Raw genomic sequence first — 21,831 nt, forward strand, 5'->3', positions numbered from 1 at the left:
AAAATTTCCATTACATCATAACAACATCAAACTGCTCTTGTATGTACAGAGGCTCAGCCTGGATTTTAACTTGCTTACCAATAAAGACTTCAAGCTCCGCAAGCGCATGAGATTCATCGCCCTCTAACGCCTCAGCTACGGCAGCTGCCGCATAGACCACAAATTTATCGGCGTCGTACGCACGATTCACTCGCGTGATCTCTCGAAGAATTTCATAACAAACGGTTTCAACTGTCTTCACACTGCCGCGGCCTTCACAAGCAGGACAGCTCGAACATAGGATATGCTCAATACTTTCACGAGTACGTTTACGAGTCATCTCAACCAAACCAAGCTGCGTGAAGCCATTAATATTGGTTTTCACACGGTCTTTGTCGAGCGCAGCCTCTAAAGAAGTTAGTACTCGCTTACGATGTTCCTCAGACAACATATCAATAAAGTCGATAATGATGATGCCACCTAAGTTACGTAGACGCAGCTGACGAGCAATCGCTTGAGTCGCTTCTACATTGGTGTTGAAAATCGTCTCTTCTAGATTACGACGACCAACAAACGCGCCAGTGTTGATATCAACCGTGGTCATCGCTTCAGTTTGGTCGATAATCAGATATCCACCAGACTTTAATTCGACTTTACGATCCAATGAACGCTGAATTTCGTTCTCGGTATCGTACATATCAAAGATAGGCTTATCACCTTCATACAGCTCAAGCTTGTCTGTCAGCTCAGGCACGTATTCAGAGGTAAACTCTTTTAGGTTTTCATATTCTAGACGAGAATCGACCTGAATCTTGCTCAGCTCAGTACCGACGAAGTCACGTAAGATACGTTGGCTTAAGCAAAGCTCACCATACAAACGAGTACGCGCCTTGTGCTTACCACGACGCTCTAATACTTTTAGCCATAATCGCTTCAAGAATGCGGCATCTTGTGCCAACTCATTTGAATCTGCACCTTCTGCTGCTGTGCGGATGATGAAGCCACCGTGTTCGTCACAGTAACGAGACACGACTTTTTTAAGACGGTTACGTTCAGACTCGCTGTCGATACGTTGAGATACACCAACATGACTTGCGCCCGGCATAAATACCAGATAACGAGACGGTAGAGTGATATCAGTGGTTAAGCGAGCACCTTTAGTACCAAGAGGGTCTTTGACCACTTGCACCACAATGTCTTGCCCTTGACGGACAAGCTCTGAAATATCACGAACCTGAAATTGTTTCTTTTCGTTTTCAGCGACACATTCAGTGTGTGGGACAATATCAGAGGCGTGTAAAAAAGCTGCTTTCTCAAGGCCTATATCCACAAAAGCCGCCTGCATTCCCGGAAGAACACGGCTTACACGTCCTTTATAGATATTTCCTACGATACCGCGTCGAGCATCTCGTTCGACATGGATCTCTTGAAGAGCCCCCCCTTCAATCATGGCCACACGAGTTTCACTCGGGGTCACGTTCAGCAACAATTCAGCACTCATGGTGCACCTCAGGTTAGTAATTATAAGAATTCTTGCAGTAGCTGGTCCGTTTCAAATAAAGGTAAGCCGACAACGGCGTAATAACTACCTTCGATTCGGGTGACAAAGCGTCCGCCCAAACCTTGGATCCCATAGCTACCGGCTTTATCGCATGGCTCCCCTGTTTGCCAGTATTGTTCTATTTCTTTTTCACTGAGGGGTTTAAACCATACGTCGGTAATAATGATTTCTGTTCTTTGTTTTTCTTCTGAAACCACAGAAACCGCCGTCATCACTTGGTGACGTTCATTCGCTAACTGAGTAAGCATGCGCTTAGAGTCAGCAAAATCGGTGGGTTTCTCAAGCACTTGCCCTTGGCTTACGACGACTGTGTCAGAACCAAGAACGACTATATCAGAGCCATGATCTACAGTATCAGAACTAGGAACGACATGCTGCCTTTCAGAAGGGTTATCTTTCAATAAAGACAACGCAGCTAAAGCTTTATCTAAAGATAGTCGCTTAACATATTCTTCGGCGGTTTCTTGAGCGTGTTTACACTCTTCAACATCGGTTACGAGGACAGAAAACTCATAACCGAGTTGAGATAGCAATTCTTTGCGGCGTGGAGAGCCGGATGCCAAAACTAAATGTTTCTTTTCCATCGTCACGCTACCTCACATGCCAATGGCGACGCACGCGTCTCATTAATAAAAACATCCAAGGCCAAAGTATACAGTTTATCAATGCGCTCCATAACGATAACGGATTGAAAACAACATCTTGGATCAAATATTCACCAAAGAAGATCAACACCTCAAACAAGACCGTTAACGCGGCAATGATCATCGCTTGCTGCCATAACGCCATGTTACGAATGACGAGGAAGTTCATCGCAATAATGTACATCACTATTGCCATCATCATGCCTCGAATACCCAGAGTAGAGCCGATCAAAAGGTCCCACAATAAGCCTAAAATCAAAGCACTACCCACGTTAACACGATGCGGTAGAGCCAAAACCCAGTAACACGTAACCAGCAGTAACCAAGATGGTCTAAATAAATCTAAGCTACCAGGCCAAGGGATCGTCTGCAGAATCAGTGCTATTAAAAATGAGCAGAAAATTACTACCTTGCTTCTCAAAACGCTATTGGCCATCTTCGCCCTCTAACAATGCTTGTTCTATGCTCGATTGATCCGCTTGCATCTGTTTGTTTTCATCAGGCCATACAAGCAGCAGGTATCTGAGCTTATCGAACTCAACCACAGGCTCTGCTTTAATCACAGCGAACTCACGTTTCGGGTCGTAATCAACGGCCGTAACATAGGCGACTGGATAACCTTCTGGATATACCCCACCAAGACCTGATGTCACCAACAGATCTTCTTCTTGTATATCGGTACTGGTTGGAATGTGCTCTAGCTGGATCTCATCAATCATGCCATTGCCCGAAGCAATCACACGGATGTCATTACGAATAACCTGAACAGGAATCGCATTGTTTGCATCAGTGAGTAGTAATACACGACTATTATGAGCAGCAACGAAAGTGACTTGGCCGACAATGCCTTTTTCGTTGATCACCGGCTGACCTTCATACACCCCATCAATCTGACCTTTGTCGATCACGACTTGATGGCGATATGGTGAAGTGTCTACCGCCATAACTTCTGTGACGACTTTCTTCTCATCACGGATAAACGGCGAGCCTAACAGCTTACGAAGGCGCTTGTTTTCTTCTTGATATTGCTCAAGCAGAATCAGCTCGCTCTTCAGACGCAAGACTTCTCGTTTAATATTATGGTTGGATTCAATTAACCCTTTGCGAGTGCTAAAACGGTCGTAAACACCATCGAACATAGTACGAGGCAAGTTGGCTGCATATTGAATAGGCGCAACCATGCTGTTTAATAGATAGCGAACATTTGAGAAAGCATCTAAACGACTATCAGCCAGCATAAGGCTGGCTGATAAAATTACAGCAAAAAACAGGCGCAATTGTAGAGAGGGACCTCTACCAAAAATTGGCTTCATTCTATATTTGGTCCTAGAGCTACATTTGATCCTATAGACAAGGTCCTAGGCTCTTTACATAAAACTAGATAAGAAAAGAGCCTAACACTAGATATTATTCTTCGCTGAACAGATCGCCGCCGTGCATGTCGATCATCTCTAGAGCTTTACCGCCACCTAGAGCAACACACGTTAATGGCTCTTCTGCAACAACAACAGGGATACCTGTTTCTTCTGTTAACAGGCGATCAAGGTCTTTAAGCAGTGCACCACCACCTGTTAGTACCATACCGTTTTCTGAGATATCAGAAGCCAGCTCTGGTGGACACTGTTCAAGTGCAACCATCACTGCAGATACGATGCCAGATAGAGGTTCTTGAAGTGCTTCAAGGATTTCGTTTGAGTTTAGGCTAAAGCTACGAGGCACACCTTCAGCAAGGTTACGACCGCGAACTTCGATCTCATTGACTTCATCGCCAGGGTAAGCTGAACCGATTTCGTGTTTGATCTTCTCTGCTGTCGCTTCACCGATCAAGCTGCCGTAGTTACGACGAACGTAGTTGATGATCGCTTCATCAAAACGGTCACCACCAATGCGAACAGAAGACGAGTAAACCACACCGTTCAGTGAGATAACCGCAACTTCAGTAGTACCACCACCGATATCAACAACCATTGAACCTGTTGGCTCAGAGACACGTAGGCCAGCACCAATCGCAGCAGCCATAGGCTCATCGATTAGGTAAACCTCACGAGCACCAGCACCTAACGCTGATTCACGGATAGCACGACGCTCAACCTGTGTTGAACCACAAGGTACACAAACCAAAACACGAGGACTTGGTTTAAGCACACTGTTGTCATGCACTTGTTTGATGAAGTGCTGAAGCATTTTTTCCGTTACGTAAAAGTCGGCAATTACACCGTCTTTCATTGGACGGATCGCTGAGATGTTACCAGGCGTACGACCAAGCATTTGCTTAGCAGCGTGGCCAACAGCAGCGACACTCTTTGCAGAACCCGCACGATCTTGGCGAATAGCTACAACTGAAGGCTCATCAAGAACAATGCCTTGGCCTTTTACATAAATAAGGGTATTGGCTGTACCTAAATCAATCGATAGGTCGTTTGAAAACATGCCACGAAGTTTTTTAAACATATTCTTCGCTCATCCTGCAAGAATTAGAAGACAAAAATTGCACTAAATGTACCAATGCCTTGCTGTTACGGCAAGGCATTGAAGTACAAACATGGACTGAAACCCGCAATTTCTTACAGATTCCTAACTTAAGGGGCAAAAATTATATTATTACTGACCTGTTAAGCCACTTTCACCTCGGTAGATCACACGATCGTTACCACGGTAGATACCAAATGTGACGACGGTGGATGGATCTTCATCACCCAGTTGGCGCCAGTTGTAACGTAGCCATGGTTGATCTTGATCACTGCCACTACATGAGATGTTATTTCCGCCATCGCTATCAGGCTCAGAGTCATCCATTCTTAACCACAGACGAACTTGCTCACGTGGCGCGTCTGTTCCTGCTGGCGTATTTTGATTTGCTGTGACCTCTTCTTCTCCATCATCCACATTTCCACTACCGTTAAGTGAAACTAAAGTGGTTGCCGCCCCTTCACTGTGCCAAATAACTTGTTTACAAGTATTAGCCCCATTGAAGGTACTGCGGTCATCATCCTCGTTAACAATAAACTCGCTGCCATCCCAGAACTCAGCGCGCAATGGAATAGTTAGAGTAGTATCAGAATTGCCACCAATATCATCTAGCACCATTCGACCATAACGAGCTGGAGGCTGGACCGGAAACTCGACAGAATCAGTCAAAATATCAGAGTCAGTAAATGAAACAGGATCAACTCCTGCAACAGTCAAGCCAAAGTGGGTAATAGTGGAGTTAGCATCTGAAGTATTAAACGGTGCATCTCTGCGGCTAACGTCATCTGAATCCGTAACTCGCTGAAGAACAGCGGCACTATCGTTCAACAACCAATGCTTACGATCAGCAGACCAAGTGCCTGCTCCAGTATCCAATAAAAAGCCATTATCGACACTGGCATCATCCAAAATACCAAAACTAGCTTGCAGATCTGAGCTGAAGAACCTGTAGTTATTGAGCGCATTATCCGTATCGCTCTCACCTGATGCCATTGGATACACTTGGTGAACTGTAGAATCATAAGGTTGACTTAGGTATGCAATATCATTTTGGTTAGCGACATTCCATTCTGGGGAGCCTTGTATGAAGTATTTAGGGTAAAAGCGGCCAATAGGCTTACTTCCAGAGAAGCCGCCAAGGATACTCCCGTAGAAGCTGCCAGTTTCAGTTGCAACAAAGTTAAAACTACCCACCTCTGAGTATTTTAAACTTTCAAATTTATAGCCTTTGTTAGACTGATCATTCGATGAAATTTGTTTAATTAGCTGAGTTTCAGGGGTTAAATCACCTAAATTAGCGTCAGGATAAGCCGTAATTAGAGGTGTATCTAAAGTCGTTGTAACTTCCACGTTTGCTGTCGACTTAAAGTAATTGTTCGTCAACAAGTTATCATCGCTACACACAGAAGATGAGTTAGTATATTTTATTGGACGAGCGTACACATCAAACGCCTCACCGGCGGCAACAAACGCTGCCCCACTACTGCTGTTACCATCAGAGTTATTATCCGTACAGATCGCAAATTGCCACGGGCGAGAATAAATAGAAAAGCTCCCTTCTAAATCGTAACTCCCATCATCAGGACAACCAGCGAAACCAGTACAATCAAAACTGCTATCTTTTAAAGTGACGTTGAAAAGCCCTGACTCAGAGATAGTTAAGTCAGTTGCAGCGCTGCCTTTTTTGAATTCAGGTAAGTAAGTTAACGTTCCATCAGAGCCATTCCAAGAATTATCCAGCTCATGAGTAATGGTTACTTGCTTCTCGGCTTCTCCTACATAGTTTTCGGCAACTACAATAGAGTCACCTAGGTCACAGGCTAAAACTTTAGTTACCGTAGGAGTAGCTTGCCCCGCAATAACGTCAAGGCGATTTGTTGGACTATCACCATCCACTAAAGAAAATTTAAATGGTACGAACTTGAACTGGCTTTCTACCTCTTTGTCAGAATCATCGACTAATATCGCGGTTAGCTTATAACTTGTATCAAAATCAATGCTGCTCGTACTTTTGGCTGTGACTTGTATTGTCAACTCGCCATCATTATTAGAAACATAATTCGGGTAAGCACCTGAACCTTTTAGCAAAGAAACGTCGAATTCATCAGCGTCAGGCGTAATACCTACGGTAACACCTAGGCTTTCCCCCACACCATTGTTAGAGGTATTAATAGTAAATTGAGGGGAATCGTCGCCACACATCAAAGCTAAGTCCGTCGCGGGAGATATCTCTATCTCGTAATCATCCGAAGGTTGAAAACAATGATTGTCTGTTGCAATTATTCTGGCGGTCCCATTCATAGTTATGCTTTTTGCCGTTACAGCACCATACACTGTAGCTTGGTTACTTAAAGCGACTTGTACTTCGCTATAAATTAGCCCTTTGAACTCTGAATCACTATTAAAGTCTACGTTCGAGCCTTCTAAGTCATGAACCAATGCGATCAACTGGCCACTTCCCTCCTCACCTAAAAAAGCAGAGTTGGTCAGAGAGAGAGCTTTAAAATGTAAGATAACTTTTTGACCATCTGGTATAATTATTCTTCCCTTATTATTCACATTTACACTTTCAATCCAGTATGTACCTGAATAAAAAGTGACAGACCCATTACCCAAAGTTAGCTTTCCAATTGACTCATTGTTTGAAAATTCAATATCGTCATCCCAAACGCTTATATTTTCTAAACCGCTATCTGGCGCCTGAAAACTCTCTAATTCTTGTTTATTTACCAAGAGCCCAGCATCACCAAAACATTCTGTATTGTCACAAGCCGTATCGACCGTTGACCACTCATTGATATCTGATTGTTCAAAACCAATATATCTCTTTCCGCCAGATAAAGGTGCACCTTCAATCGAGCTATGACCGTTATTTGTCCAAAAAGCTATCTCTGCATTAGAATTACCCTGCCACGTCTGCACTGGTGAAGGAAATAACTGACAAATCTCACTTGTTGGTGGCTTATCAAATAGAAAGTACGAATAAGGCTCTACAACATGCGCACGTTCATCATCTCGGGCCATGTCTTCCTCGTTAATTAAAGCAACACCCGTTGTCGATACTGAACAACGTCTCAGCCAGCCGCCATTGTTACCATTACGTGTACGCTTTGACGCGAGCAATGTCGGGATACCCGAAAAACCAGAAGCTGAAAAATTTTGTACAAGCTGACAACCTTCTGTGATTGGTTTGATAACCCTATCATCGATATTCAGCGTATTTGATGTTGATCCTTGACCAAGCCAAAATTTCTGTCCATTTATAAACCCTTCACCTAGCCCTGCGACAAAAGCAACTTGTTCATTACTAGTAAGCTGAGCATTAGATGAAACTTCTGAGCGATCGAGGACTAGATTAAATGTACTTGTTGTCGGGTTTAGAGCAATTGGGGTTAACCAAACAGGAGCGCTACCTTGCATATTGCTCAAGCTTTGAATCTGTACTAAAACGCCTGGGGAAGAGCTAAAGTTGGATGACAAGCCAAAATCACTGAATTGCACCGATTTACTATTATTAGCTCCACCACCAGCATTTGAATAAGTACGGTTATAATCAATGGTCCCTGCAACTAATTTCGCCCCACTATCAAACTCCAGAACGCCTGGCTCAATGACCAAATAGTCGATATTTTCCATCGGAGCATCAACGTACTCCACTAAAGGATCGTTGGTATTGGTGCTGCATCGCCACTGCCCATTGTTATTCTGTTTCAAGCGAACACATGCCGCATCATGGGGTGGAAGTAGTTGCTTTATTGTTGCCTGGCTCGATGAAACAGACCAAACTCGGAGATCAGAAGGGTATTCTGTCGTCTTACTATCAAAGTTTGAACGACTCGCATTAACCGTTGACATGACAAACACCAAAGGCGCTGAATCATAGGTGTTTTCAAACTCAATGACACACTCTACTGTTGGTCCGGATATATCACATTTATCGGCAGGAACCGTACCAAACTCAAACTGAGGGTTGGTATTAACATTAGCTTGAACTAATGGAGATAAAAAAAGCGCAACTAATAATACAGAGAAATGCTTTATCATCGTTTATTCCCTCACCCAAACTTCTTGAATACGTTGAACTTGGTTAATCCCCGAGCCACAGATTGCCGTTGATTCTATTTTGAAAAAGCCAACACCATCTAACACTCCGATCTGACTGCAAGTTAACTCATCGACGGTACAGATAGTCGACATCCCACTACTCACTTGATTTGAGTTTAAGTTGCTACACACAGTGCTCACACTTGTTGAAACCGCAGGCGAAACCGTTAGTGGATAAACTTGAGTAAGTGCCCACTCATTCGCGGAGTGTGCAAGCAGCCAAGCCTGAGTTCCAAGCTGCTTACGTGTCAATGTGTCGTGATTTGACCACTGGACCTGTACTAAAGAAGTCGCAAGGAAGCCCATCACCACAATAACAAATATCGCGACGACCAAAACACTGCCTTGTTGAGATGATTTTCTATGGCGCATTGAGTACCTGCACATCTTGTTGGTAAACACTTACTTCGTTGTTTTGCTCAAGTACAAGATCGATGTGAATCACGCCACCTCTTTGTAAACTTGGCTCTTCGTAACGAAAATTACTGTCGGCATAATTGATGCTATCCGCCACAGTGACTCCGTTACGCTGGATTAAACCTTGATTCTGAATAGTATCGTTTACTAAACAGTAACTCACCGGAGCACTATCACTGTCATCGTAAATATAATGACGTTTAGCAATAGATTGACTACTCAAACTTACCGAAGAAGCGGTAAACACATTGCTCGTTGAGACTAACCCCGACACAGGAATTCGCTTAGTTGAACCAGCCACCAACTCCGAGTACGCGGTTGGGTTAATAATAAGGAAATCATCTGCATCGAGTATTGGGGAGTCTTGGCCGATAATAAAATTCAGTTCATCTGTCGCTTCATCAAGGTGATAAAAGCCTGAGTACTTAATAGCGTAAAAGGTAAGACATTTTTGAGCAAAAACCGAAGCCGGAGTAATACTCGAATCAAAACTATTAGGGACCGCATGACTGATTTCTCGCGACATTTTCTCAACAACAAACTGCCCTTTTACTTGCACCTTTTGTCTATCGATAGTGTCGACATAACCTTTCATGCCGTATTCAACAAAGCCTGCGATCGCTAAACCAATCACACCTACGACGACAATCGTTACAATCATCTCAATTAAGGTAAAACCACGTTGCTTCATCAGTAGTTCCCCTTGTAAGCGATAACGCTGTAGCGGTTGTTACCACCAAAGATCTGTAACTCAACGCGCTTCATCGTGCCAATTACATTGTCGTTAAGCCCGTCCATGTCTTCGTCATAAAACACCAAGACCTCAACTCTAAAATTGGCATAACTGTCTTCGATATTTTCATCTAGGATATTAGCAAGTGGGTACTTAATAGGTGATACACATGCTGATTCAGTGGTATCGGTGTACCAGCATCCAATATAATCATCGACATCATTAAAAGCAGCGGGCGCAGTCTCTGCCCCATCCACTCCCAGTTCATAGGGAGCAGAACAAGCAGTCGCACCTGCATCCCCACAACGCACCAGACCACCATCAAAATCACTGTGTTCATCAAAACCACGTGCCAACATTTGGTTCATCAAACTCTGACCTAAGGCCACGGAACGGTTTTGATACTGTGGGTCTGCTGAACTTGCCACTTGTGGTGCCAAAAAACTGGTAATCGTGACCATCGCAATACCCAAAACGATAATCACAACAATACTTTCAATCAGAGTAAAACCACGTGAGCGAATCATAGACATGCTCCCTCACGCACATAACCTTGAGAATTAATACAGACTTGGGCGCTATTGCTCGAAGTGGTTGAGTTAATCGTAATATTCACCCCAGCACTTACTGAAGGGTTCCCCAATAAATCAAAGTCGATAACAGTATTCGCTGGAGAAAACGTTATATCTGATATACGTACATAATCACTACGCGCATCGGCTTGTGACTTTTGAGCGCTGTTCGATAGATTTAAACTGCAAGCGGTGACAGAACCTAGACAGTTACTATTTATAGCAAGGCGAAAACTGTCATTAGCCGCTGAAACGTTCGATTGCATTCGATTGACTTGGATTTGGCGAATTACGGAAATGGTTTGCTCTTGCGCAGTAAAAGTAGAATAGCTAGAGGTACCTACGAAGCGGCTAGCGGCAAAGGTAGAAACAATACCGAGGATAATGATAACGATGATCAGCTCTACTAGAGTAAAGCCTTTGGGTATGGGGCTGCTATCCATAATGAGCCTCTAACTGCCAAGCGAATACTGATTATACAAGATAACGAAGTTTACGATCTTATGTATATGAATAGTTTTAATATTTATGAGCGATAGGAAGAAAAAGGCCGACAAAAGCCGGCCTAAAATCTAGATAATATTCACTGGAGATTATAAGCCACAGTTTCCATCGGCACCATCAACAATCAATACAGTCGCAGGCGTATTCGCATCAATAGCTGCTGTATACTGAACACATTGCACAGTGTATCCGTCTATACCAATGTCAATAGTAGTATTTGTAGGGTCAGTTGCATCATCTTCAGAGCTATCTAAAACCACGAACTCATTTGATACATCTAAGGTTTGCATGATACCGCCTTGGTTAGCAGTTTCATCGTTAACAGCAACAGGGTAACCAAAACTATGTGCTATACCTTCAACTACAGTACCTGGATTATCATCATCAGTAAAAGCAGTATATGTTGTAGCTTCAATGCCGTTGATTGCCGCTTTACCATAAGAGATCCCCATGGCTCCTGCTACAGCCCCACGTAAGCCCTCTAATGTTGCAGTGCGAGCATCATCTTGCAGGTTTAGGAAACGCGGTGCCGCAGTTACAGCAAGAATACCTAGAATAACAATTACAACCACTAGTTCGATTAGGGTGAAACCGCCTTGTCTTTTCATAGTTAAGCTCTCTCTATGTTTAATTTTACGCAGACTTACTGCAAAGTTACGGTCACACGACCAGTTTTAATTTCGTAAACAAATTCATGTTCTGTACTACCTTCTAATTGAACGTAAGTACAGGTTGCATCAGCTGAATTCGCTTGCGCTGAATACTTGTAGTTTGAGTCGTTCGCTACATCTGAAACCGCACCTACTTTAGGTGGATTTTGCAGCAAGTTTTCCATCAACTCAGAACATGTTTGGTCTGAAATATCTTGTGGAGCAGTGCTCGAATTATTGTTCAGAGTCCACGGATAGCCATCACGAAAGTCGGTCTCGACGTTGTTACTGTTCTTTGATCTTGTTAACCAAAAATCAACACCATCATAATTTACAGTATTGTATGTTTCAACACCTATCTTCTCTGATGGCCTAGCTTCTGCTTCCCACTGTGCTCTTGCCGACAGTACTGCTGTCGCAAAACCACCAGCAACGCCTTCAATGCTTGATTTCTTGGCTTCATCTGTCACATCTAAGAAGCGAGGTAGGGCGGCAACCGCCAATAAACCAACGACTACGATCACTATGACTAATTCGACAAGGGAGAAACCCTTTTGATTCTTAAGCATTTTCTACCTACTCATCTAATTATTAACGCGCATTATACATTCGTGCTCGTATAAAACCATAAAAAAACTGTCAATATTTTCACAAAGCCAAAATATTGGCTTTCACACTAAACCTTTCTCTTTCGAGCAATATATCTATCTGATATTTATCAGTATAATGATAACTACAGTGAAACTGTATGTTATCACTTTTATCTTCAATACTTGGAGAGCTTAGCCCTAAAATACTCCCTTGAGGATATAATTGATCCAGCCAATAGTTACAGTCTCGCTCCATACCTTGGATAGGCATTACCCATCCAGTTCTGCTATAGATTTTGGGGGGTTCCGAGCCTTCTTCTTGCCCAGCACCCGATAACAAATATTGCTGTTTGAACAAATTGGCTTGCTCTAAAATCCGCTTGCTCGCGACGATAAATGCCGTGTTAGTCGCTTCCTCTTCTACCGTTTTGAATGCAGAAAGCACACCGACAATAAGAAAAAGAATAACCACAGTCCAAATAACAAAACGTGAGCGTTGTAGGTTATTTAGCATTCCCTAGCCTTTGATTGCATCCAACATTCCCCACATCGGCAAAAATATACCTAGCGCCAAAATCAGCACCATGCCCGCAACGATGGTTAACAAAATGGGTTCAATTCTGGCGGTCAAAGTTTTCAGATCGTAATCGACTTCGCGGTCATAAAAATCAGCTACTTCAAGTAAGAGCTCATCAATACGGCCCGTCTCTTCACCAACTGAAATCATTTGTATCACGAGCGGTGTGAAAATTTCGCTGTTAATCGCGGTCGATGAAACCGTGCTACCGGCTTCAATGGCCGACTTCATCGCTTGAACTCGCAACTCTAGAAAACGGTTATCTAAAGCTTCCGCCGAAAGCGCTAGCGACTGGTTCAGTGGAACACCCGCTTTAAGCATCAAAGCAAAAGTACGCGAGAAGCGTGACAATAGTGCTCGATTCACTACCCCGCCAATGACCGGTATTTTTAAGCGTAATCGATCCCACTTTTCCAAGCCTTTGTCTGTCTTCACCCAAGCTTTAAAAGCGAAGATAAGACCAAAGATCACTCCAAGCATTAAGCCCCAGTAATTCACAAAGAACTCAGACATACCAATCAAGATACGAGTAGGCAGCGGCAAGTCGACACCAAAGCGCGCAAACATGCTTGAGAACTGTGGAATAACCTTGATGTTAAGAATGAACATTGCAATCAAGATAAAACTGATCACGAATGTTGGGTAACGCATCGCAGTCTTAATTCGTTTGCGAGTCTCAACTTCTTGTTCGTAATATCCAGCTAATTGCAGTAAAGCCTGATCTAGACGGCCTGTGTTTTCACCAACGCCAATCATCGAGACAAACAACGGACTGAATACCTTTGGGTGCATCTGCATTGACGCCGCTAAGCCGCGACCATTGGTTAGCTCAGCAACCACCTCTTCCAAGGCGGCTTTCAGCTGCTTATTTTCGCAGTTTTGAGTGAGGCCTTTCATCGATCTTAATAGTGGTACACCCGCTTTGGTTAGGCTGTATAACTGTCGACAAAACAGAACCAACACCTCTAACGGTACACTCGGAAAGAACAGACTCGATACATCCATATCTAAGACTGAACCACCACTTTTGCTCAGTTTGATAGAGGTTGGAATGATCCCTTTACTCATCAAGCTTTCAGCAGCAAGATCTTCGTTATTCGCGTCTAATTGCCCACTTACTTGACTACCATCAGAGCTGCGACCTACATAACGATACGTTGGCATATCATTCTACCCCTACAGATAAATTGGGTCAGTGGCACCGGACGCATCACCTTCGCCAAGATGCATTATCTCATCAAGACTCACGACACCTTGCAGAGCCAATTCCATCGCAGAAGCCAATAACGGTTTATAGTTTTCAGACTGTCTCGCCTTTTGAGCAAAACCTACCGCATCATTAGCTCTCAGTGCATCCATCATGTTTTGCTCTAGCTCCAACATTTCAAATACACCAATTCGCCCGCGGTAACCCGTTAAGTTACAGTTCTGGCAACCACGGCCTTTCATAAACGGCACACCTACTTGGTTAGGGAAACGGACGCTCAGCCATTGCTTGCGAGGTTCATCTAACTCATCCTCAACCTTACAATCTGTACACACTTTACGAACTAATCGCTGTGCGACTACTGCTCGAACAGCGCTCGCGACCAAGTAACCCGGAGCACCCATATCCATCATACGCAACGCGCTGTCTACCGCATCATTGGTATGTAACGTACTTAATACTAAGTGGCCGGTCAGTGCAGCTCTCAAGCCTATCTCAACGGTTTCGTGGTCACGCATCTCACCGATAAGAATAATATCGGGATCCTGACGTAGAAAGGTTCTCAAGATAGTAGAGAAATCGAGATTGATCTTAGGGTTTACCTGAACTTGATTCACACGAGGTAGGCGGTATTCCACCGGGTCTTCCGCAGTAATGATCTTTTTACCCGGTTCGTTTAATTCACTTAACGCGCCGTATAAGGTTGTTGTTTTACCTGAGCCGGTTGGTCCGGTAACCAAAATCATGCCATGTGGACGGCGCAATTGTTGACGCAGACGAACCAACAGATCACTCGGTATGCCCGACTCTTCTAGTTTACGTAGGCCTGCTGACTGGTTAAGAAGACGCATAACCACTGATTCACCGTGCTGTACTGGCATGGTCGACATACGAATATCAACCGACTGACCTTTAGCTCGGATATTAAAGCGACCATCTTGAGGAAGACGTTTCTCTGAGATATCGAGGTTTGCCATCAGCTTCAAGCGCAGTACAAGTGCCGAAGCAATATTCACCTCATTCAGCAATGTTTCATGCAGCACACCATCAATACGCTGACGAAGACGCAATACGTTTGAATCTGGCTCGATATGAATATCCGAAGCGCCAACCTGAATAGCATCTTCAAATAGCGAGTTGATCAGCTTAACGACGGTAACTTCATCACTGTCTTCTTCAGCGATATCGAAATCAAAGGCATCATTAACTTGGTGTTCAGCGTGAAGTTGCTCAGCAAACGAGGCAATCTCTTTGGTTCTTCGATAATAGCGATCGAAGCCATCAACCAATTGCCTTTCTTGAGCAACAACGAATTCCAGCGCGTAATCGCCGAGCTGACCAAGCAAAGACTCTTGGGCAAACAGATCCGCAGGGTCACTCATTGCAACACGCAAAGTGTCACCTTGGCGTCCAATAACCAATGCACGAAGGCGACGAGCATGTACTTCGGGTAAAAGCTGTACTGCTTCAACATCGACAACGGCTCGGCTTAAATCAATAAGAGGAATCGCTAACTGCTGCGACAAAAAGCTCAGCATTTGCTGTTCTGACAAGAAGCCAAGCTCAATTAGCGCATCACCCAGCTTACGCCCAGTACTTTTCTGAGCGGCCAGTGCTTGTTCAACTTGAGCCTCAGTGATAATGCCTTCTTCGACAAGCAAATCACCAAGTCTTTTTCTTAATCTAATTTGCATCGCCGCTCTCCTCTAAAGCATTGAGTATTTTTAACCGGTCACGCACAAAGCTTTGTGATTGAGATGAGATACCGACTCTGGTTAACGCACCTTGGTATGACGCTTTAGCAGCTGTGAAATCGAGTTGACGTTCTTGCTGAATCGCTAAGCCTAACCACCAGCGAGCATTATCTGAATCGACCTCAACCAACTTTTGGTAACTTTCCAATGCCACTTCTTCTTGCTGACTCTTTTGACTCAAGGCCGCACGCATCGCCAAATAATTTTGGGTAGGGTTCGGTGGTAAATGTATTAACGGACTTAAAGCCGCTTCTGATTGATTCGCTTTTACCAGCAGTTTTGATAACCCTAAACGCAGTTTTTCACTGTTGATGTTGAGCTTGATACCAGACTGATAAAGCTCATAGGCTTTGCGAGTATCGCCTTTACCAAAATAGAGAATCGCAAGTTTCTGACGGACATCTTCATTTCTTGGGGTATAACGCAGCGCCTCGGTATAACCTTTCAACGCACCAGTAAGATCGTTCGCATCAAGCGCTTTCTGAGCTCGACCTTGTGCATTCACAGATAGCTGTTCCGGAGTTAACTCAACCTGCTCGATCAACATTCCGCTATTTTCTGAACCACCAGAGGTTATAGGCTCATTAGAGATAGACGCAGGATCTTTTTTGGCCACACTAGCAACGTAAACTGGTTGGGGGATGTCAGTCCTAATCGTTTTAGGCGTGCTTAGAGGTTTAGCCGGTGTTTGTTGTTTTGTCGCTTTTGGGGCAGACATAACAACTGATTCGGAAACACTAGGCTTAGATTGAGCGCTTTTTGCCATCGCAGTGTTTTCTGTTGAAAGGATCGCAGAGTCTAGTGTCACCAATTTCTTAGTTGGCGATGAGATAGGTTGAGCAACTTCCTGAATGCCATTTGAATCATCAACGACAGAGACTTGAACCTGTAAATCTCGAGTTGAGATTGACTGCTCAACAATAGACTGATCAATCACAGGGCCTTGCGATATCGCCCAACCGCCCATCGCTAAGCTCAAAGTAAAACCTGCAACAACCCAAACTAGGGGGGAACGCGTTTTTACTTTAGGTACGACTGCCGCTTCAATCGAAGTCGCTGACTTTTTCTTTGCCAATTCAGACAAGGCGTTGTTAATGACGCTCATAATTAATTCCAACCCCACAGTATTGGCGTTTTAAATTTAGGCTTACACACATCGTACGTTTCATGCATAGCTGAAAAAAGATGTTGGTTGTCGATACTTTTCTTATCTTCACTGAACGAAAGCAATAGAGCCTTATGGCAAAGTTGGTTTATCAATCTAGGGATACCTAACGACGAACGACAGATCGCCTTTTTTTGATTCAAGCTGAATAACTCAGGACTGCCACCAGATTTAGCGATTCGATTATCAATATAAGCCACCGTTTCATCGAGATTCAGCGGTCTCAGTGTCGAACTAAATGTGATTCTTTGGCGAAACTGCCTTAGGTGATAAGCCTCTAATCGAGCATCCAATTCTGGCTGACCTAATAGAACAATCTGCAGCAGTTTTTTATCTTCCGTTTCAAGGTTACCAAACAACCTTAATGTTTCGAGCGCTTCATCCGATAGAGCCTGAGCTTCATCAAGAATAGCCACCACTCTTAAACCAGAATTGTGCAATTCAATGAGCTTATGCTGAATGTTATCAACCAAGGTTGCTTCATTATCGACAGCTAAACCAAGCTCTGTTGCAACCGCCTGGCGCAAGTCTGCCCCTGATAACACAGGGTTTGGTAAGTAGATCAGAGCTGTACAGTCATGTAGGTGATTGACCAACATCCGGCAAACCATGGTTTTTCCAGTGCCTACCTCTCCGGTCACCTTAATCACGCCCTCGCCCATTTCCAACGCCGAGATTACCGTCTGAATCGCTTCGAAATGAGGCGCTAAACCATAGAAGAAATCGGTATTCGGCGTTAAGGTAAATGGCAGTTGTTCAAAACCAAAGTGAGCTTGATACATACGACGACCTAGCTTAGTGAGACACTGCCACTCTATATTGAGAAAGTAAGCAATTACTCTTCATCAGGGAACCACTGCTGAAGAAGATCACGTGAACGCTCCAACTCATTTTGCCAAGTATTCACACCCACGATCGTTGGCTTAAGCAAGATCACGAGTTCAGTTTTTTGCGTTAACTGATTGGTGTTACGGAACAAATGACCTAAGGCTGGAATATCACCGAGGAATGGAACTTTAGAGGTCACATCACTGGTGTTGGATTTCATCAAACCACCAATAACAACCACATCGCCATCTCGAGCTCGAATCACTGAGTCAGACTCACGAATAGAGCTTTTCGCCAAAGGAAGCTGCACCACACCCGTTGTAGAACCAAGGTTGAGCTCTTTCACTTCTTCCTCGACCTCAATAACGGCTGGGTGAACATGTAAGAATACGCTACCTTTATCATCTATCTGAGGGGTCACATCTAAGGAGATACCCGAAAAGAACGGAGTTAACTCAACCTCAGGTGCGACGTTCGCGTTGTCACCACTGCCTACCGCGCTAGATAAATCCGTCACGTAGTATTCGTCAGTACCCACTTTGATAACCGCTTTCTGGTTGTTTGCAGCTGTGACTCGTGGGCTTGATAGAACGTTCAGGTCACCTTGAGTATCCATAAAGCTCAATACCGCTTCAAAACTGCCATCTGAGATCGTTACGTTGGTTTGCCCGCCTAACAAAGAGCTGATCGCATCTAATGGAGGCAAAGTTCCACCAGGTCGATCAATTACCACACCGCCGCTGCCAATCGACTTAGATAAATTAGACCAGCTAATACCTTGTTGGTAACCATCACTCAAGGTTACTTCCATGATTTTGGCTTCTAGGATAACTTGACGCTGCAGGCGTTTTTGAGAAATACCTAAGAACTCTCGAACCTCACGAATTTCGTCAGGGTAAGCACGCACTGTAATCACACTCGCTTGCGGGGTCACGACAACGCTTTGCCCATCGCCCGAGCCAATTAAGTGAGCAACCGCCGCTTCAAGCTGTGGCCAAAAATCACTTTCAGAGGTCGTTTCAATCTCTGTACCACCATTCGATGTCGAGTTTGATGAATTAGAAGAGTTAGATGAATTTGACGAATTTGAGTTCGAGTTTGAAGAGCTCGATGAATTCGAATCTGAGTTAGAGATCGTACCGGTGGTGATCGTCGTTAGTGAGCGACCAGAGCGCTTAACTTGTAAGTAATCGACAGGGATCGTTACGGTGCGAAGACCGGCAGGATAAACTTGAATCACTTTGCCACGCTTTTCAATATCGTAGCCATACATATCTTGAGCAACAGCCAGTACCTCATCTAACGTCACGTCCGTTAGATTAAGCGTAAGGTTTCCAGACACACTTGGGTGAATAGCCGCACTATATTCCGTACCTTTCACTAAGCTGGCAAAAAAAGTTCTCGCTTCAACGCCTTTTGCCTGAATACGAAAACGCTTAACCGTTTCCATCCCCGGAGACATCGAGTCAGAATTAAGCTGAGGCATAAGGTCATCTTGAACCGACGAAGGCAACTCATGAAGCGCTCTGCTATTGGCTTCATTAATTGATTCGTTTAAAGACTCTTTAATCTCAACAGGATCTCTATGCCCCATCGAACAGCCGACTAAAGATGACACTAGGATTGCTACTACAAGTTTACGCATGTCTTCACTCTAACCTTAATTATTCTTAACATCTAAAGAGAACATCTCTAATTTCCACTGCTTAGAGCTTCTCTGCAGAGTGACGTATTCTGGATCTATGTTCTTAACTCGGTACCCTCTGATCGTTTCCCCTTGTCCGAGAATCTGACCATTCATAATCGCATAACAAGGCGTATCTCCCTTACACACGATACTTTCTAAAGAAGGCAAGCGATAACGAGTTGGTGCTTTCTTAGCAGGCGCCGTTTTCTGTTGAGGTGAAAGCCAGCCTAATGGCGCCGTGGGATCTTGCTCAGCCCACACAAAAGAGCTACTAAATAGCAAGGACAACAAAAGAGTTCTAACCACCGATAAACTCCTGTCTAGTACCTAATGTGTAAACCTCGAACACCAGTCGAGCTTTAGGATATTCTTCTACTGAGTATTCAAATGTGCGCCAGTAGTAACTCACAGGTAGAGACTCAAGTGCTTGAAGGTAAGCTGAGATATCAAAGTAACTGCCGGTTAGCTCCATTCTTACAGGGTGAAGAAAGTAGCCTGAATATTCGCTGGTCTCTTTATTGTTCGAAATCGCTTCTGGTTTTAATGACTCTAGCGATTCAAGCTTTAGTCCATTACCGGCGTTAAGAACGCTCTCCAGTAACTGCGACATTTGAGAAGGTGTGATTAATCCATCAACAATCTGAGAAAGCTGAAGAGAGAGATCTTGGCTCTCCACCAGCAGCTTTTTGTACTCTCGATTAATTTCTTTGTCTGGGTCTTTGTTTAACTGAGCTTGCAGAACAAGTAACTCACCTTGCTGCCTTTGATTCGATTGAGTCAGGCTGCTCGCCTTGGCATTTTTAGCTTGTAGATCGAGATACGCAGGCTCAACCAATAAGGTGAACAACAACATCGATAGGCCAACAAAACCACACACAAAAAGTAGCCATTTTTCTCTTTGACTTAATGCAAGAAACTTATCGCTCAGCTGGTTCCACTGCTGCATTATTTACTCTCCCGACGAGTACTTAGCTCAAACGTCACCACATCCTGATCATTACGGCCAATTTTTAGTTTTTCAAAAGTGCGTCCGACTAAATTAAGCTCACTTTTAAACTGACCAATCCAGTTCGGAACGACATTTGCGTTACGAGCCAAGCCACTAAGATCTAAAGTATCGTGGGTCATGTAGATGTGCGAAAGAGAAATGTCATTTCGGCCTAATTTAGCTAAGGAATTCATGACGCCAGAATACCCGACTTGTTGGGATTCGTCGTATTGTCCAACAGCCTTCAAAGCCTCTTTTTTAGCCTCAGTCTCACGTTTGAGACGCGCAACCGCCGCGACTTTCTCTGGAGACGGTTTATGCTGAGTTAACTTACTATTCAATTGGTTAACTTGCTTGTTAAGTTGATTCGAGTCTTGTTGCAGGGCTGTTAGCTCTTTATCTAGATTAGAAACTTGATACTGCATTGCGAAGTAACCACCAAGCATCAAAACACAAACTACTCCCCAGCTCGCAACAACATTGGTCAGCGTAAAATATTCTTTTTTAGGCTTAAGGTGTTCAGGGTAAAGATTGACCTTAAACGTCTCTTTTTCAGCTGCAAGTTTAAGCAACAAACTCTCTGAATTATCACGCTTACCTTCAACCAACAGTGAAACTGTCGAGCTCAATGTACTGTTTAAGGCACTTTGTAACTCTGCTTCATCTTCTTCGTCACAACAGATTTTAAGCTGGTGAAGCTGGGTGCCTTTAATTTGAGAAGAAAGGTAATCAATCGAGCGTTGAAGCTCTAAAGCGAGGCCATCTAACTGCAGAGCACTTGACGCAACACCCGTTAAAGGTGGCACAACACTGCGGATGGTTCTTTGAAAACAAACGGTATTTTCGACAAACGCACCCAATTTAAAGTGTGAATTGACGCTACGTTGTAAAAGAATGAAATTAGACAGTTCGCCTGCACTGTAACCCCAGATTTCATCTTCAGGAGCAACACCTATTAATTCAACCTGAGCCGAATTAGTGATATTCAAAAGCTTGTCCAACAGCTTTTTAGGCAGGACATATACTTGCAGCTTGTTCGACGTTGGTAACGCGACCGCACTCGCAGTAATTTCCGTGACTCTTTCTGAAACAAGATCTTTGAGTAAAAAAGGCAGTGCTACCGACCATTCACTCTCTGGAATGTCCGGTTTATCAATTTGGTAGGTTTGGTAGTAGTTAGCACAGACAATCAGTTGGACGCTATTACTGGTAAACGCCTCACTGCTAAGCGATTTTTTTAGCGCACTCTCCCAGTCCCCATTAACCACGGGAATGCTGGCTACTTGAGGATCTTGTTCTGTCGATGAAATATAAATGGCGTCATTGCCCAGCAAGACAACTTGCGAGCTACCTTTATTATTCGTTGGCTTTATTTTGTCTAAAATCGCTTTAAAATTCATTC

21 protein-coding genes are annotated in these 21,831 nt (G+C 43.9%); all 21 read right to left on the reverse strand.

The annotated features are described in order from the left end of the window. Positions 1-10: 10 nt before the first annotated feature. Entirely contained in the window at positions 11-1,480 is a 1,470-nt protein-coding gene (gene rng, locus AB6D06_RS09770) for a ribonuclease G (RefSeq protein WP_017061363.1), read from the reverse strand. Between the two features lie 20 nt (positions 1,481-1,500). Further along, positions 1,501-2,124 carry a nucleoside triphosphate pyrophosphatase gene (locus AB6D06_RS09775; RefSeq protein ID WP_017066953.1) on the reverse strand — a complete coding sequence of 208 codons (624 nt, stop codon included), beginning with the start codon at positions 2,122-2,124 and terminating at the stop codon, positions 1,501-1,503. Positions 2,125-2,131: 7 nt separating this feature from the next. Then, positions 2,132-2,620, reverse strand: coding sequence for a rod shape-determining protein MreD (mreD, locus tag AB6D06_RS09780; protein ID WP_017061361.1), 489 nt, complete (start codon positions 2,618-2,620; stop codon positions 2,132-2,134). Continuing rightward, entirely contained in the window at positions 2,610-3,497 is an 888-nt protein-coding gene (gene mreC, locus AB6D06_RS09785; RefSeq protein WP_004735927.1) for a rod shape-determining protein MreC, read from the reverse strand. The genes mreD and mreC overlap by 11 nt, the downstream gene beginning before the upstream one ends. A 94-nt stretch (positions 3,498-3,591) precedes the next feature. Further along, a complete protein-coding gene (locus AB6D06_RS09790) occupies positions 3,592-4,635 on the reverse strand; it encodes a rod shape-determining protein (protein WP_017068734.1) in 1,044 nt (347 codons plus the stop codon). A 150-nt stretch (positions 4,636-4,785) separates the two neighbouring features. Beyond that, the gene (locus tag AB6D06_RS09795; RefSeq protein WP_372101035.1) at positions 4,786-8,697 is read right to left on the reverse strand and encodes a DUF6701 domain-containing protein; all 3,912 of its coding nucleotides are present in this window, start codon (positions 8,695-8,697) and stop codon (positions 4,786-4,788) included. Positions 8,698-8,700: 3 nt separating this feature from the next. Next, on the reverse strand, positions 8,701-9,129 hold the full coding sequence (locus tag AB6D06_RS09800; protein ID WP_017080863.1) for a hypothetical protein: 429 nt from the start codon (positions 9,127-9,129) through the stop codon (positions 8,701-8,703). Next, complete coding sequence (locus AB6D06_RS09805) at positions 9,119-9,865, reverse strand: prepilin-type N-terminal cleavage/methylation domain-containing protein (protein ID WP_050645578.1); 747 nt, start codon at positions 9,863-9,865, stop codon at positions 9,119-9,121. Before AB6D06_RS09805 ends, AB6D06_RS09800 begins: the two co-directional genes overlap by 11 nt. Further along, positions 9,865-10,434 (reverse strand): prepilin-type N-terminal cleavage/methylation domain-containing protein, encoded by a 570-nt coding sequence (locus AB6D06_RS09810; RefSeq protein ID WP_372101033.1) that lies wholly within the window; start codon positions 10,432-10,434, stop codon positions 9,865-9,867. The genes AB6D06_RS09805 and AB6D06_RS09810 overlap by 1 nt, the downstream gene beginning before the upstream one ends. Continuing rightward, positions 10,431-10,922 (reverse strand): prepilin-type N-terminal cleavage/methylation domain-containing protein, encoded by a 492-nt coding sequence (locus AB6D06_RS09815; RefSeq protein ID WP_372101031.1) that lies wholly within the window; start codon positions 10,920-10,922, stop codon positions 10,431-10,433. The genes AB6D06_RS09810 and AB6D06_RS09815 overlap by 4 nt, the downstream gene beginning before the upstream one ends. A 150-nt stretch (positions 10,923-11,072) precedes the next feature. Then, positions 11,073-11,591, reverse strand: a complete 519-nt coding sequence (locus AB6D06_RS09820; RefSeq protein WP_017061354.1) for a type II secretion system protein — start codon at positions 11,589-11,591, stop codon at positions 11,073-11,075. Between the two features lie 35 nt (positions 11,592-11,626). After that, positions 11,627-12,202 carry a prepilin-type N-terminal cleavage/methylation domain-containing protein gene (locus AB6D06_RS09825; RefSeq protein ID WP_372110151.1) on the reverse strand — a complete coding sequence of 192 codons (576 nt, stop codon included), beginning with the start codon at positions 12,200-12,202 and terminating at the stop codon, positions 11,627-11,629. Between the two features lie 79 nt (positions 12,203-12,281). Then, positions 12,282-12,737: an MSHA biogenesis protein MshF gene (locus AB6D06_RS09830; protein WP_372110152.1), complete on the reverse strand. Its 456-nt coding sequence runs from the start codon at positions 12,735-12,737 to the stop codon at positions 12,282-12,284. 3 nt (positions 12,738-12,740) lie between these two features. Beyond that, entirely contained in the window at positions 12,741-13,964 is a 1,224-nt protein-coding gene (locus AB6D06_RS09835; RefSeq protein WP_372101027.1) for a type II secretion system F family protein, read from the reverse strand. Between the two features lie 12 nt (positions 13,965-13,976). Then, complete coding sequence (locus AB6D06_RS09840; RefSeq protein WP_017061350.1) at positions 13,977-15,701, reverse strand: GspE/PulE family protein; 1,725 nt, start codon at positions 15,699-15,701, stop codon at positions 13,977-13,979. Then, complete coding sequence (locus AB6D06_RS09845; RefSeq protein ID WP_017071536.1) at positions 15,691-16,866, reverse strand: lipopolysaccharide assembly protein LapB; 1,176 nt, start codon at positions 16,864-16,866, stop codon at positions 15,691-15,693. Before AB6D06_RS09845 ends, AB6D06_RS09840 begins: the two co-directional genes overlap by 11 nt. Positions 16,867-16,868: 2 nt before the next feature. Then, entirely contained in the window at positions 16,869-17,708 is an 840-nt protein-coding gene (locus AB6D06_RS09850) for an ExeA family protein (RefSeq protein WP_017061348.1), read from the reverse strand. A gap of 53 nt (positions 17,709-17,761) precedes the next feature. Then, positions 17,762-19,399, reverse strand: coding sequence for a pilus (MSHA type) biogenesis protein MshL (gene mshL / locus AB6D06_RS09855; protein WP_017065932.1), 1,638 nt, complete (start codon positions 19,397-19,399; stop codon positions 17,762-17,764). Positions 19,400-19,414: 15 nt separating this feature from the next. After that, positions 19,415-19,747, reverse strand: coding sequence for a hypothetical protein (locus AB6D06_RS09860; protein ID WP_017061346.1), 333 nt, complete (start codon positions 19,745-19,747; stop codon positions 19,415-19,417). Then, a complete protein-coding gene (gene pilO / locus AB6D06_RS09865; protein ID WP_017061345.1) occupies positions 19,740-20,387 on the reverse strand; it encodes a type 4a pilus biogenesis protein PilO in 648 nt (215 codons plus the stop codon). Before pilO ends, AB6D06_RS09860 begins: the two co-directional genes overlap by 8 nt. Then, positions 20,387-21,829, reverse strand: a complete 1,443-nt coding sequence (locus tag AB6D06_RS09870) for an MSHA biogenesis protein MshI (protein WP_372110153.1) — start codon at positions 21,827-21,829, stop codon at positions 20,387-20,389. Before AB6D06_RS09870 ends, pilO begins: the two co-directional genes overlap by 1 nt. Positions 21,830-21,831 lie beyond the last annotated feature (2 nt).

The sequence above is a fragment of the Vibrio sp. 10N.239.311.G01 genome (assembly GCF_041465805.1).
GTDB lineage: Bacteria > Pseudomonadota > Gammaproteobacteria > Enterobacterales > Vibrionaceae > Vibrio > Vibrio crassostreae_C.

What these genes read in the sequence shown, in the direction of transcription:
- rng (WP_017061363.1), bottom strand. Translation starts at nt 1,480, where the DNA reads ATGAGTGCTGAATTGTTGCTGAACGTGACCCCGAGTGAAACTCGTGTG.
- AB6D06_RS09775 (WP_017066953.1), bottom strand. Translation starts at nt 2,124, where the DNA reads ATGGAAAAGAAACATTTAGTTTTGGCATCCGGCTCTCCACGCCGCAAA.
- mreD (WP_017061361.1), bottom strand. Translation starts at nt 2,620, where the DNA reads ATGGCCAATAGCGTTTTGAGAAGCAAGGTAGTAATTTTCTGCTCATTT.
- mreC (WP_004735927.1), bottom strand. Translation starts at nt 3,497, where the DNA reads ATGAAGCCAATTTTTGGTAGAGGTCCCTCTCTACAATTGCGCCTGTTT.
- AB6D06_RS09790 (WP_017068734.1), bottom strand. Translation starts at nt 4,635, where the DNA reads ATGTTTAAAAAACTTCGTGGCATGTTTTCAAACGACCTATCGATTGAT.
- AB6D06_RS09795 (WP_372101035.1), bottom strand. Translation starts at nt 8,697, where the DNA reads ATGATAAAGCATTTCTCTGTATTATTAGTTGCGCTTTTTTTATCTCCA.
- AB6D06_RS09800 (WP_017080863.1), bottom strand. Translation starts at nt 9,129, where the DNA reads ATGCGCCATAGAAAATCATCTCAACAAGGCAGTGTTTTGGTCGTCGCG.
- AB6D06_RS09805 (WP_050645578.1), bottom strand. Translation starts at nt 9,865, where the DNA reads ATGAAGCAACGTGGTTTTACCTTAATTGAGATGATTGTAACGATTGTC.
- AB6D06_RS09810 (WP_372101033.1), bottom strand. Translation starts at nt 10,434, where the DNA reads ATGATTCGCTCACGTGGTTTTACTCTGATTGAAAGTATTGTTGTGATT.
- AB6D06_RS09815 (WP_372101031.1), bottom strand. Translation starts at nt 10,922, where the DNA reads ATGGATAGCAGCCCCATACCCAAAGGCTTTACTCTAGTAGAGCTGATC.
- AB6D06_RS09820 (WP_017061354.1), bottom strand. Translation starts at nt 11,591, where the DNA reads ATGAAAAGACAAGGCGGTTTCACCCTAATCGAACTAGTGGTTGTAATT.
- AB6D06_RS09825 (WP_372110151.1), bottom strand. Translation starts at nt 12,202, where the DNA reads ATGCTTAAGAATCAAAAGGGTTTCTCCCTTGTCGAATTAGTCATAGTG.
- AB6D06_RS09830 (WP_372110152.1), bottom strand. Translation starts at nt 12,737, where the DNA reads ATGCTAAATAACCTACAACGCTCACGTTTTGTTATTTGGACTGTGGTT.
- AB6D06_RS09835 (WP_372101027.1), bottom strand. Translation starts at nt 13,964, where the DNA reads ATGCCAACGTATCGTTATGTAGGTCGCAGCTCTGATGGTAGTCAAGTA.
- AB6D06_RS09840 (WP_017061350.1), bottom strand. Translation starts at nt 15,701, where the DNA reads ATGCAAATTAGATTAAGAAAAAGACTTGGTGATTTGCTTGTCGAAGAA.
- AB6D06_RS09845 (WP_017071536.1), bottom strand. Translation starts at nt 16,866, where the DNA reads ATGAGCGTCATTAACAACGCCTTGTCTGAATTGGCAAAGAAAAAGTCA.
- AB6D06_RS09850 (WP_017061348.1), bottom strand. Translation starts at nt 17,708, where the DNA reads ATGTATCAAGCTCACTTTGGTTTTGAACAACTGCCATTTACCTTAACG.
- mshL (WP_017065932.1), bottom strand. Translation starts at nt 19,399, where the DNA reads ATGCGTAAACTTGTAGTAGCAATCCTAGTGTCATCTTTAGTCGGCTGT.
- pilO (WP_017061345.1), bottom strand. Translation starts at nt 20,387, where the DNA reads ATGCAGCAGTGGAACCAGCTGAGCGATAAGTTTCTTGCATTAAGTCAA.
- AB6D06_RS09870 (WP_372110153.1), bottom strand. Translation starts at nt 21,829, where the DNA reads ATGAATTTTAAAGCGATTTTAGACAAAATAAAGCCAACGAATAATAAA.